Source organism: Vibrio sp. 10N.247.311.12, from assembly GCF_041467515.1.
Taxonomy (GTDB): Bacteria; Pseudomonadota; Gammaproteobacteria; order Enterobacterales; family Vibrionaceae; genus Vibrio; species Vibrio crassostreae_C.
In genome coordinates, this window is sequence record NZ_JBFSUV010000070.1 from 1 (window position 1) to 17,839 (window position 17,839).

Below are 17,839 nucleotides of genomic sequence, written 5' to 3' on the forward strand. Positions count from 1 at the left end.
TTGTACGGTGGTGTGAGAGGACGGAGGCCGTGAGGCCTCCTCCTACTCGATTATGTGGGATATGTATATCTAATCCGCAAAATAGGTTTCACGCGGATCAGTTTCTTACGGTTTTTAATTCGGTACGCAGCTTGAAGATTCCCTTTGGTGCTTTGGTCAGTAAGATGCCGCAAAGTAGAGGAATCATCATTACAAGTGACTGTTCAGATAGAACCTCACCATTGATGTAGCAAGAGATCAGCAGCGCAACCACAGGGAAAATTAGGAAGCAGATAGATGCTTGGAAAGGTGTCGAAACCTGACCTAATTTAAAGTAAGCAACAATGCCGCCAACACTCGCCACAAAGCCTAGGTAAACCACAGCAGAGATTGAATACCAAGTGAAAGATTCAATATTCACGTTTTCACCTATAGCTGATACAGCAAATAAGAATAGAGCTGCAATTAGGCTCGGTACGGCGTTGTAGGTTAGTACTTCAATGCCTTTGCAGTGCTTTTGAACCAGCACATACATCACTGCGTGAATCGCAACAGCAAGGCCTAAGCAAACCGTGCCAATTAGGTAGTCATCGCCACCCATCTGCATTTCATTACCAAGGATTAAACATAGGCTCACAACAGCGGTAATCAAACCGAATATTTGGTGCTTCGCCAGTCGTAGACCTAAGAATAAGCCAGACATCAACATCACAGCCACAGGCATGTTGGCGAAGATGATCGACGCTAAACCTGAAGAGATGTATTGCTCGCCATAGATCATCAACGTAAACGGAATCGCGAAATACATCAACGCAACAATAAGCAGCCATTGGCGCTTACCTTTAGGGAACAGCAGTGGTTGGTTGAAGACTTTCGCCAATACTGCAAGCAGAGGTGCTGCAAGTAAAAAGCGCAACGCAGTAGCAAAAATAGGTGGGATAGAATGCAATGCTACTTCCATAGCGAACCAAGTGGTTCCCCAAATTAAGCAAACAGAGACAAAAAGCAAGATAGTTAGCGACTTCGAATTCATGGTGACTACTCATTAATAATTATTTTAAATCATAGGCTTGTAGCGCCTTAATGACGTGGCACAGTATAGAAAGGTAGTCGGAGAAAAGTTTTGTTTTTTTATCTCTAATTTGAGTTTTATGTGGAAATTAGATCTCTAATATGATTATTTTATAGAAAATAAATTCACTTTAGATAGCCTGAGTAAAGTCATTGTTCTTTGTGAGGTCTAATTTTGCTCAGGAAGTAATCAACTCGTCTAGTATGGCTGTTGGGTTATTGCTTTCAGCGTAGCAACAAAAAACTCGCCCTCAATGAGGCGCGTTTTTGAGCAATACGTTTAAGAGGCTGCGTCTACTGCGTAACAGGCTTAACTTGTTTGGATTGTCTTACCGCAAGGATAAGTTGTGGTAGCAGTGACATCACTATCATGCCGGTCATTAGTGAGTATTGTACTGCAGTGAATGATTCACCCATTAACACCATGCCTGTCACGATGCCAGCCACTGGGTTTGCGATTCCACCGAAGGTGAAATCAACCACCGACATACGTTGTAGCAACCACACATACATGCCGTAACCCAGCGCTGTGTTTAGCCCAATAACCCACACGAGTCCCATAGCATTACGAGTATCGAAATGAGTCACGGCATTAACATAAGGCTGCGGGTCGATGAATGCATGAACGCCAGACGCGACAGACAAAATCGTACCACCCAGAATCAACTGCCACGTTAATACCTTCCACCAGTGCATGCGGTTACCCAGTGACTTGGTAATGCTGCTGCCGATGACAATACACATTATTGCGGCAAACATTGCGCCTAAACCGATTGGGTTCAGAGCAATTTGGCTTGGGTTAAACAGTATCCACGCTAAGGTGATCAAGCCAATACCCGAAAGGGCTTGAATCAGATGCGGGCGCTGTTTTTTCACTACCCAGTGGAAGATCATCGCGAACACTGGCACAGAGATCATACCCACGCCAGAGATTGCCGAAGGCAGCGTTAGCGCCATCACGAAGATCAGGCCAAAGAAGGTCGCAATATTGATAAGACCCAATGTGAAAATGATCTGCCACTCGCCGTTTTTAGGCAGTGTCGGCTTTACTGCTAGCAATAACAAACCAGCAGGTAACGCACGCAAAGCACCTAATAATAATGGTGGCCACTCCTGTAGCGTAAATTGCGTCACTGCATAGGTTGTTCCCCAAAAGAACGCGGGGATCATTGCTAATAATATGTTCATTTAAAATATCTTTACGTTAAGATAACTATTGTGTGAACTGTATACTGAGAACTAGTGGTTGTAAAGTATCTTTATGTTAAACTAGTTTGAAGTAAACAAGACTAATCACGGAGCTAGATTGCAAATGGATGCTATCGACCGCGTTGTAGAGCAATGGGCAAAGGAAAAGCCCGAATTAGAAACTGAGCCTATGGCAATGATGGGCCGGATTATGCGTATTGCCAAGTATATGGAGACGCAAGTTGCCGAGCTTCATAAAAAATACGACATGAAGCTGGGTGAGTTTGATGTGCTGGCGACGTTGCGACGTTCTGGAAAGCCTTACCGACTGACTCCGTCAGAATTGATCGGCTCGATGATGCTGACATCAGGCGCGATGACCAATCGCCTTGATAAGCTAGAAGCGAAAGGGCTGATCAGTCGTGAGCACAGTAAAGAAGACAGACGCAGCGTGAGTGTTCAGTTAACAAAAGATGGTCTTATTCTTATTGACCAAATGATGACTGAGCATGTTGAAACGCAGAAGAAGCTTGTGAAATCTCTGTCTGCGAGCCAGAAGAAAAATACTAACCAGCTGCTGAAAACATGGTTGAGTGCGTACGAGTAGTTTTTCTGATCTTCCTTTAGATTCAATAAAAAACCGAAGCTTAATCGCTTCGGTTTTTTTGTGCTTGTTTAAGAACTTCAAGTACAGCGAATTCGCGAGTTAAGCTTGCAGCATCTCGTCACTGAACAGTTCTGCACAACCAATGCCGTTGATGGCGCAACTTTCGTCGATGTCTGAGATGTCACCGCTGACCCCAATCGCACCAAGTACCGTTTTATCCTTATCTCGAATCAGTAGGCCCCCTGGCACTGGCACCATGTTTCCGTGTGCGAGTACGTTTACGGCGGAGATAAATGCTGGTCGATTATCAGCATCTTGGGCGAGTTTTCTAGAGGAACAACCCAGTGCGAGTGCTCCCCACGCTTTAGCAATCGCGATGTCTGGTCGCATCATGCTAGAGCCGTCTTGACGTTGCAGAGAAATCAGCTTGCCACCGCTGTCTAAGACGGCGACCGTCAAAGGTTCTGTGTGGATCTTGTTTCCTGCTTTTAAGGTGCCATCAATGATGGTTAACGCTTGTTTTAGAGTCAAACTTCCCATGTTATCTCCTAGTTTTTCAAGGGACCGTGTACCAAGCTAAGTCAGCCAATCATTACGCTTGTTGTGAATATCATTGACTGATTCAGCTCGGTACAAGAGTCCTAACTGGACTCTTGTAATAGCCCATAGCTGGGTAAAGTTAGGAAGGCAGCGAACTCTTCGGCTGTAGAAAGTTGATAGAAAAGATCAGCTGTCTCTTCAAATCGACCTGCTGTATAGCGCGAGTCTCCGACTTCATGTTTTATCGTGTCTAGCTCTTGGTAAAGCCAAGAGTGGAATAGTGATTTGGTAAAGGTTTGGCCATCATCGAGTGTTACCCCGTGGTGGATCCACTGCCAGATATTGGCTCTTGAGATCTCAGCAGTCGCGGCATCTTCCATGAGGCCGTAGATAGGCACACAGCCGTAGCCTTGAATCCAAGCTTCGATGTAATACAGCGCGATGCGTATATTCTTACGTACTCCTACTTCGTCGCGACTGCCCTCACAAGGCTTTAGCAACGAGTCTGCATTGATCACATGCTCTGGGCTTTGGAAATCCATTTGGTTTACTTTGCCATCTAAGTGCTTATCAAAGATCGACATTGCCAAATCAACCAGTGCAGGGTGTGCGACCCATGTGCCGTCGTGTCCGTTCTGAGATTCTCTTTGTTTATCTTCGATAACCTTGGCGGTTACACGTGCCATTTCTTGCGGGTCTTTTGCTGGAATAAAGGCTGACATCCCACCCATTGCTAATGCGCCACGAGCGTGACAAGTGCGCACCAACAGTTGGCTATAGGCGTTGAGGAATTCTTGATCCATGCCGATCCCGTGGCGGTCTGGCAAGATGCGGTCTTTATGGTTTTTCAGCGTTTTGATGTAGCTGAAGATGTAATCCCAACGGCCACAGTTCATCGCTACGATATGATCACGCATGGCGTATAAGATCTCTTCCATTTGGAATACGGCTGGCAGAGTTTCAATCAACACGGTCGCACGAATGGTGCCTTTGGGTACGTGGAAATAGTTTTCGGTGAAGCTGAAAATATCGTCCCACCACTGTGCTTCTTCCATGCTCTCAAGCTTGGGAATGTAGTAGTAAACACCTAAGCCTTGTTTTGCACGTGACTGATAGTTATGGAAAAAGTACAAAGCGAAGTCCATCAAGCAACCGCCGATAGGCTGATTGTTGAATTGAATGGACTGCTCTGGCAAGTGAATGCCTCGTGGGCGGGCAATCAGCAGTGCAGGATCGTCGTTTAATTGGTAACGCTTCTGCTTTTTCTCATCGAAGTAACTAATGGTTTCAAGGTTGGCATCTCTTAGGTTGATTTGCCCTTCGACCATATTGGCCCAAGTCGGGGAAGACGCATCCTCAAAGCAACACATGAAGACTTTCGCGCCTGAGTTTAGCGCGTTGATCACCATCTTTCTTTCGATAGGGCCGGTGATCTCTACGCGGCGATCGAGTAGCTCTGTTGGAGGTGTTGCCACTTTCCACTCTTTATTCTGACGAATGGAAATGGTGTCTTTTCTGAAATTGGGTAGCTCACCCTCGTCATATTGAGCTTGTTTTGTGTCGCGGTCACTTAGCAGGGCATGACGGCGATCTCCAAATTTATTGACGAGAGCTTCTAAGAATTTTAATGCATCTTTAGACAAGATCTCTTTGTACTCGGAGTTGTCCATATTCCCGAGTACCTGCATACACTGTACTTCTTCTCTCTCTTTTACGTCATTCATCATTTTTGTCTCCTTTAAACAATACGATGTCATTTTGTATACAAAATGCTCTTTTTAAGGATATTTATATTGTAGAAATTGTAAACAAGCAAACGGTATTTAACATTTATTTATCATTTGATCTTTTTGTAATTTATTTTTACGTAAAGATATTTTATGTAAAGCAATGAATTGTAAGCTTTTCAGGATGAGTGCGTACTTAATGCGATGGGTTGATGTAACAAAATTGTTTCATTCTGGGGTTGATAAATAGCGAGGATGGTTCATAGTACACAAAAGTTGGTTTAATTGTATACAATCTGAATTGGAGGTTCGAATGGCAATTATGAAAGCGATTGAAGCAGCGGTAGAAGTGCTTAAACGTGAAGGTGTAGACATCGCATTTGGTGTTCCCGGCGCAGCAATTAACCCTATGTATGCGGCTATGAAAAAGCTTGGAGGAATCGACCACGTCTTAGCTCGACATGTAGAGGGTGCATCGCATATGGCCGAAGGGTACACGCGTACCAATCAAGACAATATCGGTGTGTGTATTGGTACCTCTGGCCCTGCGGGAACGGACATGATCACGGGGCTTTATTCGGCGTCTGCAGATTCAATCCCAATCCTATGTATTACAGGTCAGGCTCCGCGTGCTCGCCTTCACAAAGAAGACTTCCAAGCGGTTGATATTGAATCTATCGCTAAACCAGTCACTAAGTGGGCAACCACGGTGCTGGAACCTGCTCAAGTACCACGCGCATTTCAAAAAGCCTTTCATTTGATGCGTTCTGGACGCCCTGGCCCTGTTTTGATCGACTTGCCTTTAGACGTGCAGTTGGCTGAGATTGAGTTCGATATTGATACCTATGAGCCGCTTGAACCATACAAACCAAAAGCGACACGCGCGCAGGTTGAGAAAGCATTAACCATGATGTCTCAATTTGAAAAACCGCTGATTGTATCGGGTGGTGGCGTGATTAACGCTGGCGCGTCTGAATTGTTGCAGCAGTTTGCCGAGATCACTGGTGTTCCTGTGATTCCAACCTTAATGGGTTGGGGCTCGATTCCGGATGATCATGAGTTAATGGCGGGTATGGTAGGGCTACAAACTTCTCACCGTTATGGCAATGAAACCATGCTTAATTCTGATTTTGTGTTTGGTGTTGGTAACCGCTGGGCTAACCGTCATACCGGTTCTGTGGATGTTTACACCGAAGGCCGAAAGTTCGTACATGTAGACATTGAACCAACCCAAATAGGCCGTGTGTTCTGTCCTGATTTAGGCATTGTCTCTGATGCGAAAGCAGCACTAGAGCTAATGGTTGAAGTGGCGCAAGAGTGGCGTGATGCTGGCAAGCTGCCAAACCGAAATGCTTGGGCAAGTGAGTGTCAGGAACGCAAATCGACCATGCTGCGTAAAACCAATTTCGATGAAGCGCCAATGAAACCGATGCGTGTTTATGAAGAGATGAACAAGGTATTTGGTCGTGAAACTTGTTATGTGAGCACCATTGGTTTGTCGCAAATCGCTGCCGCTCAGTTCCTGCATGTTTATAAGCCGCGTAACTGGATCAACTGTGGTCAAGCTGGCCCACTAGGTTGGACAACACCAGCCGCATTGGGTGTAAGAGCAGCTGATCCAAATCGCGATATCGTTGCCATCTCTGGTGATTACGATTTCCAATTTATGATCGAAGAACTGGCGGTAGGTGCTCAATTCAACCTGCCATACATTCATGTGTTGGTGAACAACTCGTATCTAGGTTTGATTCGCCAAGCACAGCGTCAATTTGATATCGATTATTGTGTACAACTGGCGTTCGATAACCAGAATGCGCCAGAACTTGAAGGCTACGGTGTTGACCATGTAGCCGTTGTTGAAGGTTTAGGCTGTAAGGCGATTCGAGTTCGTGAGCCAGACCAAATTGCGGCGGCGTTTGAGCAAGCCAAAGAGCTGATGAACAAGCACAAGGTACCGGTTGTTGTTGAGCTGATTCTTGAGCGAGTAACTAACATAGCGATGGGCGTTGAGATCAATGCGATCAACGAGTTTGAACCGCTTGCCGAAAGCCGCGACGATGCCCCAACGGCGCTAGCGTACAAGTAATCATTAAGTCATGTGTATCCGTAGAGCTGAGGTTTAGCTCTACGAAAAGTCTCCAATAGAGCGAGGCTTGCTAAGCAACCGTAGCTCCACCAAATAACCGTTGCTTCACTAAACCGTCATAGTTTTACCAGATAAAGAATAAGGACAGAGTCATGGCAAAATTTGCAGCAAACTTGTCAATGTTATTCACGGAAGTTGATTTTATGGATCGCTTTGAAGCTGCCGCAGAAGCGGGCTTTCAAGGTGTGGAATATCTTTTCCCTTACGCCTTTGATGTTCAGGCAATCAAAGCAAAGCTCGACGCTCATAACTTAGAGCAAGTGCTATTTAACTTGCCCGCGGGTGATTGGGACGCTGGCGACCGTGGTATCGCGGTAGATCCAGCGCGAGTTGGGGAGTTTCAAGCGGGTGTACCTAAAGCGATTGCTTACGCTAAAGCACTCGGCTGTACTCAAGTGAATTGCTTGGCCGGGATTGTTCCGCAAGGTGTGACCCAACAAGACGCGCAATCGGCGTTTGTGATTAACCTGCATTACGCGGCAAACGCGCTAGCAGCAGAAGGCATCAGCTTAGTGATAGAGGCGATCAACACCCGCGATATTCCGGGCTTCTTCTTGAACACCACAGAGCAAGCCAAAGCGATCATCAAAGAGGTAGGGAGCAATAACCTTTCTATCCAATACGATATTTATCACATGCAAATAATGGAAGGCGATCTTACGCCGACCATGCAGCAGAACATTGGCCAAATCGCACACGTCCAACTGGCTGATAACCCAGGCCGACACGAACCGGGTTCTGGAGAAATCAATTACCCATTCGTGCTCAATTATCTTGATGAGCTTGGCTATCAAGGCTGGGTTGGTTGCGAATACAAGCCAAAAACAACGACGACAGAAGGCCTTGGTTGGCTACACCAGTACCGTTAATTGCGTCTGGTAACCCTCAAACGTTAAGGAGAACAACATGTCTAAAATTGCATTTATAGGAACTGGCATCATGGGTAAACCTATGGCGAGTAACCTTCAAAAAGCAGGTCACGATTTGATTCTGTCGGATCACTTTAATGCAGCACCTGCCGATCTTGTGGCAGCGGGTGCAACGATCTGTCATTCACCAGCAGAAGCGGCTGAAGCAGCAGATATCATTATCCTAATGGTGCCGAATACCCCTCAAGTTGAAGATGTCCTGTTTGGTGACAACGGTGTTGAGAAAGGCCTAACGGCGGGCGGTGCAGCTGGAAAACTGGTTATCGACATGAGTTCGATCTCGCCAATCGCGACCAAAGCAATCGCAGCTCGAATCAACGAAGGCGGCGCGTCATACCTTGATGCTCCGGTATCCGGCGGCGAAGTAGGCGCTATCAATGCGGCACTGACTATCATGGTGGGCGGTGAACAAGACGCCTTTGATAAAGCTCGTCCTCTGTTCGAAATCATGGGTAAGAACATCACGCTAGTCGGAGACAACGGCGCAGGTCAAACGTGTAAGGTCGCAAACCAGATCATTGTGGCACTGAATATTGAAGCCGTATCTGAAGCCTTAGTGTTTGCTTCAAAAGCCGGTGCTGATCCAGCACGAGTCCGTCAGGCGCTACTAGGTGGCTTTGCTAACTCTAAGATATTGGAAGTACACGGCGAGCGCATGGTTGAAGGCACATTTGATCCTGGCTTTAGAATCTCGCTTCACCAGAAAGACCTGAACTTAGCGCTAACGGGCGCTCAAGAATTGGGTGTCGCGCTGCCGAATACGGCTAACGCTCAAGAGCTGTTTGGCGAGTGCGCCGAAATGGGCGGTGAAGGTTGGGACCACTCTGCGCTTATCCAAGCGATTGAGAAACGTTCTGACCACTCGATTCGTTAATTAATTCGGGCTGCTATTGATTCGTAGCCCACCTGTTTGTTTATAAATCGCGTAGTTTCGTCTCCTTTTATACGCGTTCCTGATACGAGGCAGAGGTTGAAGTTGTTCCTTTCCAACTTGATCTTAGCAGGCACCCTTTGGCCTTGTATCGGGGTTCTTTTTTTCTCCGTCAACTAAGGAGTGGCTGATGGACATTGATGCTAAGCAGTTTCTGCAAACCCTTTTCTCAAGTGCTGTTAATCAGGCGCTACCTAAAAATCACATCGAACCTTTTCTTCCTAAAGACATTTTTTATCGCTCTGCTAACCAAGCTGGGCGAACTGTCGTTATAGGAGCAGGTAAAGCGGCCGCGTCAATGGCAGCAGAGCTTGAAGCGGTTTGGCAGGCAAAAAAACAACAAGATCTCGCACTGCGTGATCTTGAAGGCTTAGTCGTGACCCGCTACGAACACACCGCCCCTTGCGAACACATTGAGGTGATTGAAGCGGCGCATCCAGTACCAGATGCGATGGGCTTAGAGGTAAGCCAACGTATGCTGCAATTGGTGAGTGGTTTGAGTGCTGACGACACGGTTATTTGCCTACTGTCAGGCGGTGGCTCTGCTTTGCTAAGTTTGCCCGGTGGTGACATCAGCCTAGCAGAGAAGCAACAAATCAATAAGGCGTTGCTTAAATCAGGCGCTGCCATTGATGAGATGAACTGTGTTCGCAAGCATTTATCTTCGATTAAAGGTGGGCGACTAGCAAAGGCTGCTTACCCAGCAAGAGTCGTATCTTTGGCGATTTCAGATGTGCCGGGCGATGACATTAGTGTGATTGCCTCTGGCCCAACCGTACCCGACACCACCACGCGTTTTGATGCGATGGCAATTTTAGAGCGTTACCAAATAGAAACACCACGCACGGCATTTGAATGGTTAAATAATCCAGAGTCAGAAACCGTAAAGCCAGATGACGTATGTTGGAAAAATGCAGAGCACCATATTATCGCGACCCCGATGTCGGCATTGGAATCCGCTGCAGCAGAAGCTGAAGGCTTAGGCATTCCGGCTTATGTGTTGAGTGATTGCATAGAGGGAGAAGCGCGAGATGTTGCGAAGGTGCACGCTGCGTTGGCTAAGCAAGTGGCCAATCACAAGCACCCATTTGAGGCGCCTTGCGTGATACTTTCCGGTGGCGAAACCACAGTAACCGTTAAAGGCAATGGTCGCGGTGGGCGTAACTGTGAGTTCTTGTTGAGCCTATATAACGAGCTTAAAGGCCAAGACAACATATTTGCATTGGCTGCTGATACCGACGGGATTGATGGCGTGGAAGACAATGCGGGCGCATGGATCACGCCTCAAACATGGCAACAAGGTTCGAGCCTGTCGCTTAAAGCGCAAGACTACCTCGATGCCAACAACAGCTACGATTTCTTCAAGCAAGTCGATGTGCTTCTTACCACGGGGCCGACGCTGACAAATGTGAATGACTTCCGCGCAATATTGATTCTTTAACTTGAACAGTTCAAAAACACGGTATGGAATGGTCGCTTCTTAACAAATAGATCGGCCATTTTATTGTTATCAATGCGGTGACCTTGAGTTCTGAGATTATCTTCTGGACTAATGAAGCACGTTGATTACTATGATTTTAGTAACGAGCTGTAAAGGATGCAATATGTCTAGGATCAGACAAAAGAATCAAGATTTAATCATCGAAGTCGCGTGTGAACAATTCGCCACTCATGGTTATGCTGCAACAAAAATGGCCGATATCGCAAAAGCGGCCGACATTCCCAAACCCAACGTATTCTACTATTTCAGCTCTAAAGATAAGCTCTACAATGCTGTGCTTGAAACCGTCACTCAGCCTTTACTTGAAGCGTCTCGTCCGATTGAAGAGCTCAGCGATCCTGTGGAAGCCTTGTCTCAATATATTCAAACCAAACTGATCATTTCTCGCGACCATCCACATGCCTCTAAAGTGTTTGCCAATGAAGTGATGTCTGGCGCGAAAGTGCTACCAAAAGAGATTGGTGACGAGCTGTATAAGCAATCCCAGATGATTCTTGATAAGTTCTCAACGTGGTCAGCACAAGGTCTAATGGACGATGTTCCCGCTCATCACTTGATGTTCACCATTTGGGCGGCGACTCAAACTTACGCCGATTTTGGCTGGCAGATTTGCAGCGTGATGCAGAAAGAACAGCTCGATGACAAAGACTATGAAGATGCCGCTGAGTTCATCACGCAGCTAGTGATTAAAGGGTGTGGTGTGAAAAGCTAATGTTGTTTGAACGTTTATCTAGGTGTGTGAGTGACTATAAGCACAGAACCTCTTTTGTGACCTGTTGTGCAATAACTCATTTATCTTGAATTCGGTTCGATTAGGTATGCCATTTTATTTAAATGACAGGTTATAGTATCGCGAAAATTGGCGGCACTTACTCTTCTGAAAAGCGAAAAGCTGGAAACTTATAGATGAAGCCGCTAACAATATTACACGCACAACATTAAGGTTTAGCAATGACGCTTAAAAGCTTGGCATGCACCATCAGCGCAGTTCTGCTTGCAGGTTGCGGTTCAACGGTCGCGACGCAAACATACAACGCTGATCTGATCATCACCAACGGACAGGTTCTCACCATCAATTCAGAAATGGATGTGATTGAAGATGGTGTTGTTGTAGTGAAAAACGACCAGATCATCGCAGTCGGTACCGAGGATTTAATGACTCAATATCGCGCAGAAAAAGTGATTGATGCTCAAGATGGAATCGTCATGCCGGGTATGGTGAACGCGCACAACCATTTACCGATGATCGCGTTTCGTGGCTTAGGGGAAGAGGGTATTTCGAATCGTCTGTTCGCTTACTTCTTCCCTCTAGAAGCCGAAAAGCTAAGCCGTGAACTGATTTACAACGCAACCAAGCTTGGCTCTATCGAACTAGCACAAAGCGGTGTAACCACTTATGCCGATATGTATTACCACATGGATGAAATGGCCAAGGCGACCAAAGAAGTCGGCTTACGCGCTGTGCTCGGCGAAACCGTGATTAAGTTCCCAGTGGTCGATGCCAAAGAACCTTACGGCGGCATTGAATACGCCAAAGGCTTTATCGAACAATACAAAAACGATGAGCTAATCACGCCTGCTTATGCGCCACATGCGGTGTACACCGTGAGCAAAGATAAGCTGCAAGAAATCAACAAGCTGTCTGCTCAATACGATGTGCCGGTGCTGATTCACGTTGCTGAATTCCCAAATGAAGAGAAACGCATCAAAGATGAAACTAAGGCTACGTCACCGGTCGAATACATGGATGAAATTGGTGTGCTGGATGAGCGTGTAGTGATTGCTCACGGCATCCACCTTTCAGAAAATGACCAAAAGCTTCTCAAGCAAGCTGACGCGGGTATCTCATACAACCCAATGGCGAACGCCAAAGGGGCGACAGGCATTGCGCCTGCTTGGGAGATGTATCGTGCCGACATGCGCATTGGCTTAGGAACAGACGGCCCAATGAGCTCTAACCAAGTCGATATCATGCGTACTCTAAGCTACGCAGCCAACATGCAACGCTTAAAGCATTCTGACCGCACTATCATGATTCCTGAACAAGTCATTGAGATGGCGACATTAGGTGGTGCAAAAGCCCTACACATGGAAGATCAAATTGGTTCTCTTGAAGTGGGTAAGAAGGCGGATATCGTGATTGTAGAGACACAATCAGCGAACATGATGCCAAATTACGACCCTTACGCGACCTTGGTTTACCAAGCGAACCCAAGCAACATCGACACGACGATTGTGAACGGCCAAATCGTAATGGAAAACCGTGTAATGCAAACCGTTCAACTGGATGAAATCCGCCAAAGCGTCGATGAGTTTGAAACAGATATCAAAGCCTTTGCCAAAGAGCTTTCTAAGAAGGCGATTAAGTCGAAGAGCTTGATGGATTAAGATGTAAATCGGTTTCTAAAAATCGAACTGAATGAACAAGGCCGACATCACGTCGGCCTTTTTTCGCTTTTCTAGTTAGAGAGTATTTAATTATTCATCGCAAGTTTACCTAGCTTCATTGCAGCTGCATGGTGGCGGTGCATTAGTTGTTCCATGTCTACGCCAATAACGGCGCCATCATTAACTCGCCATTTTCCGGCTACCATCACTTTATCCGCTTGTTGAGCGCCGCAGAGTAGTAGTGCTGCCAGTGGGTCGTGGCTGCCAGAGAAACGAATGTCATCGAGCTTGAACATCGCGATGTCGGCTTGTTTACCGACCTCTAGTGTACCAATGTCGGTTCTGCCCATTGCCGCGGCAGAACCGGATGTCGCCCAGCGCAATGCATCAAAGTGTGAAACGTTGGCGGAACCATATTGCAGGCGTTGTAGATACATCGCCATGCGCACTTCGGCAATCATATTAGAGCCGTCGTTTGAGGCCGAACCATCCACACCTAGCCCGACTTTTACGCCTGCTGCTTCTAGATCGTTGTTTTTACAAATACCGGAAGCCAACATCATATTGGAAGTTGGGCAGTGACTGATACCAATGCCTGCTTTACCCAAACGTTTGATCTCTTCTGGATTGAAGTGAATACCATGAGCGAGCCAAGTGCGCTCGTTCAGCCAACCCACATCTTCTAGGTAATCAACTGGGCGCAAGCCAAACTTCTCTATACAGAAGTCTTCTTCATCGAGCGTTTCGCATAGGTGCGTGTGCATCATGACGTTTTCACGCTCACTGATCTTGGCGGTCTCTTTCATCAGGTCGGTAGTGACTGAGAACGGCGAACAAGGCGCGAGCGCGATTTGAATCATCGCCCCTTCATCACGCTGGTGGTAATCACGAATCAAGCGCTGGCTGTCATCAATGATGGTTTGTTCGGTTTGAATGGTGTGTCTTGGTGGCAATCCACCCTCATCTTCCCCTAGGCTCATGGAACCTCGGGTAAATATCGCTCTAACGCCCAGTTTCTCTGCGGCCTTGACTTGCAAATCAATAGCGTGCTCAAGCCCGTCTGGTAGCAAGTAATGGTGATCGGAAGCAGTGGTACAGCCCGACATCATCAGCTCAACCAGAGCAAGCTCTGTTGCGAGGCTCATCATCTCCGAATCGAGGTTGGCCCAAACTGGGTAGAGGCTTTGTAGCCAATGGAAGAGTTCTTTATTGAGTGCGCCGGGGTAGGCTCGCGTTAGGGTTTGATAGAAGTGGTGGTGCGCATTGATAAGCCCAGGAGTCACAACATGACGAGAGGCGTCGGCGCTGTAATCTACGGGTAAGGTCGGTTCTTTGTGTTTGCCAACCAGTTCAATGATTTTATTACCTTTTATGACGATTCCGCCTTCTGCATCAGCCTGCGAGCCAGTGTAGATTGCGAGAGGATTCTTAATCCAGATGGTTTCCATTCATAGTAGTCCTTAGCCATCTCAGCCTTTTCAGGGAAGAGGGTCTTTGTTGGTATTTGCTGTTGAAAGATAAATTCGAATCAGGGCGTTAAAACGTTCAATGCTCTAATCAGCCCTGATCCTACGGAAATCGGTTTTACGTTAGTCAGTGAACCAGCTAGTTCGTTTTTGGCTCAGGGTCATCTGATGCTGCTTGAACGTCTGCTTCTGTACTTGCTTGATGAATCTCTAATTGCTCGTCTGAGTGTCGTTCTTCTTCAGCTTGTTCTTTCATTTCTAGCTCAACTTGCGCTTGGCTTTCGGCCAGTGCTTCTTGCTCTTCTGCTCGTGAAGACTTTGGTAAAACAAGGTTCAATAGCACCGTCATGATAGTACCGGTAGTGATGCCTGAGTGAAGAAAGTTCGCTAGATCATGCGGCAAGTGTTGCAGCAATCTTGGTTCGAAGGTGACGGCTAAGCCAGACGCTAAACCTACACAGATTACTAAGGCATTTCGCTTGGTGTCTGCGGCCTTGATCAACATGCGGATACCCGCGTAAGCAATCATCCCGAACATCACAAAGCCCACACCACCCAAAACAGGTTTCGGAATCGTGACGGCAATAGCGGCTAATTTCGGGAATAAACCACCTAAAATTAACAAACCACCGGTTGCAGCTACTACATAGCGACTTGCTACACCTGTGATACCCACAATACCGACGTTTTGGCTGAATGACGCCAGTGGCATCGCTGTTAAAATCGAAGACAAGGTACTACCAAGACCATCGCCTAGCAGTCCACGTTTTAGATCTTTACCGCTGACTTGGGTTTGGCAGTTGTTGCCAAGCGCCATGAAGTCACCGGTTGCTTCAGCGATAACCACGATGTACACCAAGCTCATGCTGATGATGGCACTAGCAGAAAACGTAAAGCCATACTTAAATGGTTCTGGGCCACCGACCCAAGCAGCAGAGCTGATCTGCTCAAGATCGACCATGCCGAGTGACAGCGCCACAATGTAACCACCTGCTAGGCCAATCACGATAGCGGAGGCCGCAACCGCGCCTTTACAGTAAACCGATACGCCAATCACTATCCCCAAAGAGACCAGTGCGAGAAACAGTTTTGGTAGCGTGGCGAATTGTTCCGTGTTGGCAGGAGAATCGCCAACCCAGTTCATGGCAACCGGTAAAATGGTTAAGCCGATTAAGGTAACCACTACACCACTTACCACGGTTGGGAACAGCTTTCGAACCTTGTCCATATAGAAGCTGGCACCAATTACCACGAATGAGCCGATAAGTGCTGAGCCCATGATAGCGGCGACACCACCTTCGTTACCGATGGAAATAGCCACACCTAAAAAGGCAAAGCTTGAGCCCATTACAACAGGCAGTCGAATACCAACAGGGCCAAAACCGAGACATTGCGCGACAGTCACAATACCAGAAGCCAATAGCGCCGCATTGATCAGTGAAACGATCTCTGTGTTAGGCAAGCCAATTGACGCGCCGACAATAAGGGGAACAGCGACGATGCCACCAATTGAGGCGAGCATGTGCTGTAATGCGAGTAGGAAGGTTAAGCCGTGAGGCGGTCTTTCATTTAGGGTGTACAGAAGTTTCATTTGATATTCCTCTGCCTGTGTTTCCGTTTACAGGCGATTGGCGGTCAAATAATGACTTCTACAAACTGCGTAGGGTCATAAAAAAGGTGCACTAACCGAGCGGATATGTGTGTGTTCCGCTGATTAGTACAATTAGCTTTTTCTTAAAAATGTTGTTGTAAGCTGTTTCTTGATAGCTCAGCCTGCGAACAGGCCAAGCGATAGTACGTTTGGTGATTAGCCGATGAACACGAGCTTGGCGATGAAGATAGCCGCTAGGAAGTACATCGAAATTGATACGTCTTTTGTTTTACCTGTCGCCAGTTTCAGCACTGTGTAGGTAATGAAACCCAGTGCGATACCATTCGCGATAGAGAAGGTCAGAGGCATCATTAACGCTGTAATGGCTGCGGGAGCACCGTTAGTGAAGTCTTTCCAATCGACGTGCTGCATGCTGCTCATCATCACGAATGCGACGTAAATAAGAGCACCAGACGTTGCGTAAGCGGGGATCATGCCTGCAAGCGGTGATAGGAAAATTGCCGCTAAGAACAACACACCAACCACGATTGCTGAAAGACCTGTACGTGCGCCTGCTGCAACGCCCGCTGCACTTTCTACGTAACTGGTTACTGGCGGACAACCCACACACGCACCGGCCACACTTGAGATACTGTCGGCTTTAAGCGCTTTGCTTAGGCCTTCAATTTTTCCCGTTTCAGGGTTGGTTAGGTTTGCACGCTCAGCCACGCCCATCAAAGTACCCGCGGTATCAAACATGTTTACAAAAAGGAAAGCCAAGATAACGCTGATCATTGAAACATCGAGAGCGCCCATAATGTCCATTTTTAGGAACGTAGGCGCTAAGCTTGGTGGAGCCGCGAAGAAGCCGTTGTAATGCACTAAGCCAAGCATCATACCGACGAGCGTTACACTCAAAATACCGATTAACACCGCACCAAATACTTTACGCTCACTAAGAACAGCGATGATCAGGAAAGCGATAGCGGCCAGTAGCGCTTCAGGTTTAGTGAAGTCACCTAGTGACACCAGTGTTACTGGGTTTTCGACGACGATGCCTGCTGTTTTAAGACCAATTAGACCTAAGAACAAACCAACGCCCGCAGTCATGGAGTAACGTAAACTCACAGGGATACTTTCAATGATCCATTGGCGGACTTTGTAGAAGCTCATCCCGACAAACAAGATACCTGAGATAAACACCGCACCCAGTGCCACTTCCCAGCTGTAGCCCATTTCGCTTACTACCGTGAATGAGAAAAAGGCATTCAAGCCCATGCCCGGCGCAAGGCCGACAGGCCAGTTCGCAAATAACCCCATTAACAAACAACCGATAGCTGCACCAATACAGGTTGCGACGAATACCGCTCCTGCATCCATACCCGATGCGGCCATAATTTGTGGGTTAACGAAGATGATGTAAGCCATGGTTGCGAAGGTGGTGACACCGCCGACCAACTCATTTTTCACACTGCTTCCGTGGGCCTTAATTTTAAAGAGTTTCTCTAAAATTCCGTTATTCGCATCTTGGTTGAGTATTTCTGTTTTACTCTCACTCATGTCAGCAAGTCCTTTTATGTTGTGATCCATTTATTGAATACAGCGAGATTTCAATATTAAGTTTTAAGGTTTTTCCTAGCCGCTATTTCTTTAGTTAGAGAGTTGATTAGTCATCAACTCTCTAACTAATAACGTTATTAGTATTTTTATATGAACGTGTTTAGGGCGTGTTGATCTTTGCTGTACATTTCGCGTTCAACAATACATCGGTAGCC

14 protein-coding genes are annotated in these 17,839 nt (G+C 46.9%); 7 read left to right on the plus strand and 7 right to left on the minus strand.

The genetic code is table 11. The annotated features are described in order from the left end of the window. Positions 1–97: 97 nt before the first annotated feature. Complete coding sequence (locus AB6E30_RS21620; protein ID WP_372105197.1) at positions 98–1,012, minus strand: DMT family transporter; 915 nt, start codon at positions 1,010–1,012, stop codon at positions 98–100. 332 nt (positions 1,013–1,344) lie between these two features. Next, positions 1,345–2,238 (minus strand): DMT family transporter, encoded by an 894-nt coding sequence (locus AB6E30_RS21625; protein ID WP_372105199.1) that lies wholly within the window; start codon positions 2,236–2,238, stop codon positions 1,345–1,347. 124 nt (positions 2,239–2,362) lie between these two features. Between AB6E30_RS21625 and AB6E30_RS21630 the strand changes: the two genes are divergently transcribed. Further along, the gene (locus tag AB6E30_RS21630) at positions 2,363–2,845 is read left to right on the plus strand and encodes a MarR family winged helix-turn-helix transcriptional regulator (protein ID WP_010432677.1); all 483 of its coding nucleotides are present in this window, start codon (positions 2,363–2,365) and stop codon (positions 2,843–2,845) included. 99 nt (positions 2,846–2,944) lie between these two features. Here the strand turns inward: AB6E30_RS21630 and AB6E30_RS21635 are convergent, their stop codons facing one another. Both AB6E30_RS21635 and aceB read right to left on the minus strand, forming a co-directional pair. Further along, complete coding sequence (locus AB6E30_RS21635) at positions 2,945–3,385, minus strand: heme-binding protein (RefSeq protein WP_372105201.1); 441 nt, start codon at positions 3,383–3,385, stop codon at positions 2,945–2,947. Positions 3,386–3,486: 101 nt separating this feature from the next. Then, positions 3,487–5,112: a malate synthase A gene (gene aceB, locus AB6E30_RS21640; protein WP_372105203.1), complete on the minus strand. Its 1,626-nt coding sequence runs from the start codon at positions 5,110–5,112 to the stop codon at positions 3,487–3,489. Between the two features lie 313 nt (positions 5,113–5,425). Here aceB and gcl point away from each other — a divergent pair, with 313 nt between their 5' ends. The 6 genes from gcl (at position 5,426) to AB6E30_RS21670 (ending at position 13,007) form a co-directional block, all read left to right on the plus strand. Beyond that, positions 5,426–7,198 (plus strand): glyoxylate carboligase, encoded by a 1,773-nt coding sequence (gcl, locus tag AB6E30_RS21645; RefSeq protein ID WP_372105205.1) that lies wholly within the window; start codon positions 5,426–5,428, stop codon positions 7,196–7,198. Between the two features lie 152 nt (positions 7,199–7,350). Beyond that, positions 7,351–8,127, plus strand: coding sequence for a hydroxypyruvate isomerase (gene hyi / locus AB6E30_RS21650; RefSeq protein ID WP_016795471.1), 777 nt, complete (start codon positions 7,351–7,353; stop codon positions 8,125–8,127). A gap of 37 nt (positions 8,128–8,164) precedes the next feature. Continuing rightward, the gene (locus AB6E30_RS21655; protein ID WP_010432690.1) at positions 8,165–9,061 is read left to right on the plus strand and encodes a 2-hydroxy-3-oxopropionate reductase; all 897 of its coding nucleotides are present in this window, start codon (positions 8,165–8,167) and stop codon (positions 9,059–9,061) included. Between the two features lie 187 nt (positions 9,062–9,248). Next, the gene (locus AB6E30_RS21660) at positions 9,249–10,559 is read left to right on the plus strand and encodes a glycerate kinase (RefSeq protein WP_372105207.1); all 1,311 of its coding nucleotides are present in this window, start codon (positions 9,249–9,251) and stop codon (positions 10,557–10,559) included. Between the two features lie 163 nt (positions 10,560–10,722). Beyond that, entirely contained in the window at positions 10,723–11,331 is a 609-nt protein-coding gene (locus tag AB6E30_RS21665) for a TetR/AcrR family transcriptional regulator (RefSeq protein WP_108099392.1), read from the plus strand. Between the two features lie 239 nt (positions 11,332–11,570). Further along, positions 11,571–13,007, plus strand: coding sequence for an amidohydrolase (locus AB6E30_RS21670; protein WP_372105209.1), 1,437 nt, complete (start codon positions 11,571–11,573; stop codon positions 13,005–13,007). A gap of 86 nt (positions 13,008–13,093) precedes the next feature. Here the strand turns inward: AB6E30_RS21670 and AB6E30_RS21675 are convergent, their stop codons facing one another. The 3 genes from AB6E30_RS21675 to AB6E30_RS21685 all read right to left on the minus strand — a co-directional run bounded on the left by AB6E30_RS21675 (position 13,094) and on the right by AB6E30_RS21685 (position 17,624). Continuing rightward, positions 13,094–14,455 (minus strand): 8-oxoguanine deaminase, encoded by a 1,362-nt coding sequence (locus tag AB6E30_RS21675; protein ID WP_372105211.1) that lies wholly within the window; start codon positions 14,453–14,455, stop codon positions 13,094–13,096. 157 nt (positions 14,456–14,612) lie between these two features. Continuing rightward, positions 14,613–16,064: a nucleobase:cation symporter-2 family protein gene (locus tag AB6E30_RS21680; protein WP_372105213.1), complete on the minus strand. Its 1,452-nt coding sequence runs from the start codon at positions 16,062–16,064 to the stop codon at positions 14,613–14,615. A gap of 216 nt (positions 16,065–16,280) precedes the next feature. Beyond that, complete coding sequence (locus AB6E30_RS21685; RefSeq protein ID WP_372105215.1) at positions 16,281–17,624, minus strand: NCS2 family permease; 1,344 nt, start codon at positions 17,622–17,624, stop codon at positions 16,281–16,283. Between the last annotated feature and the right edge of the window lie 215 nt (positions 17,625–17,839).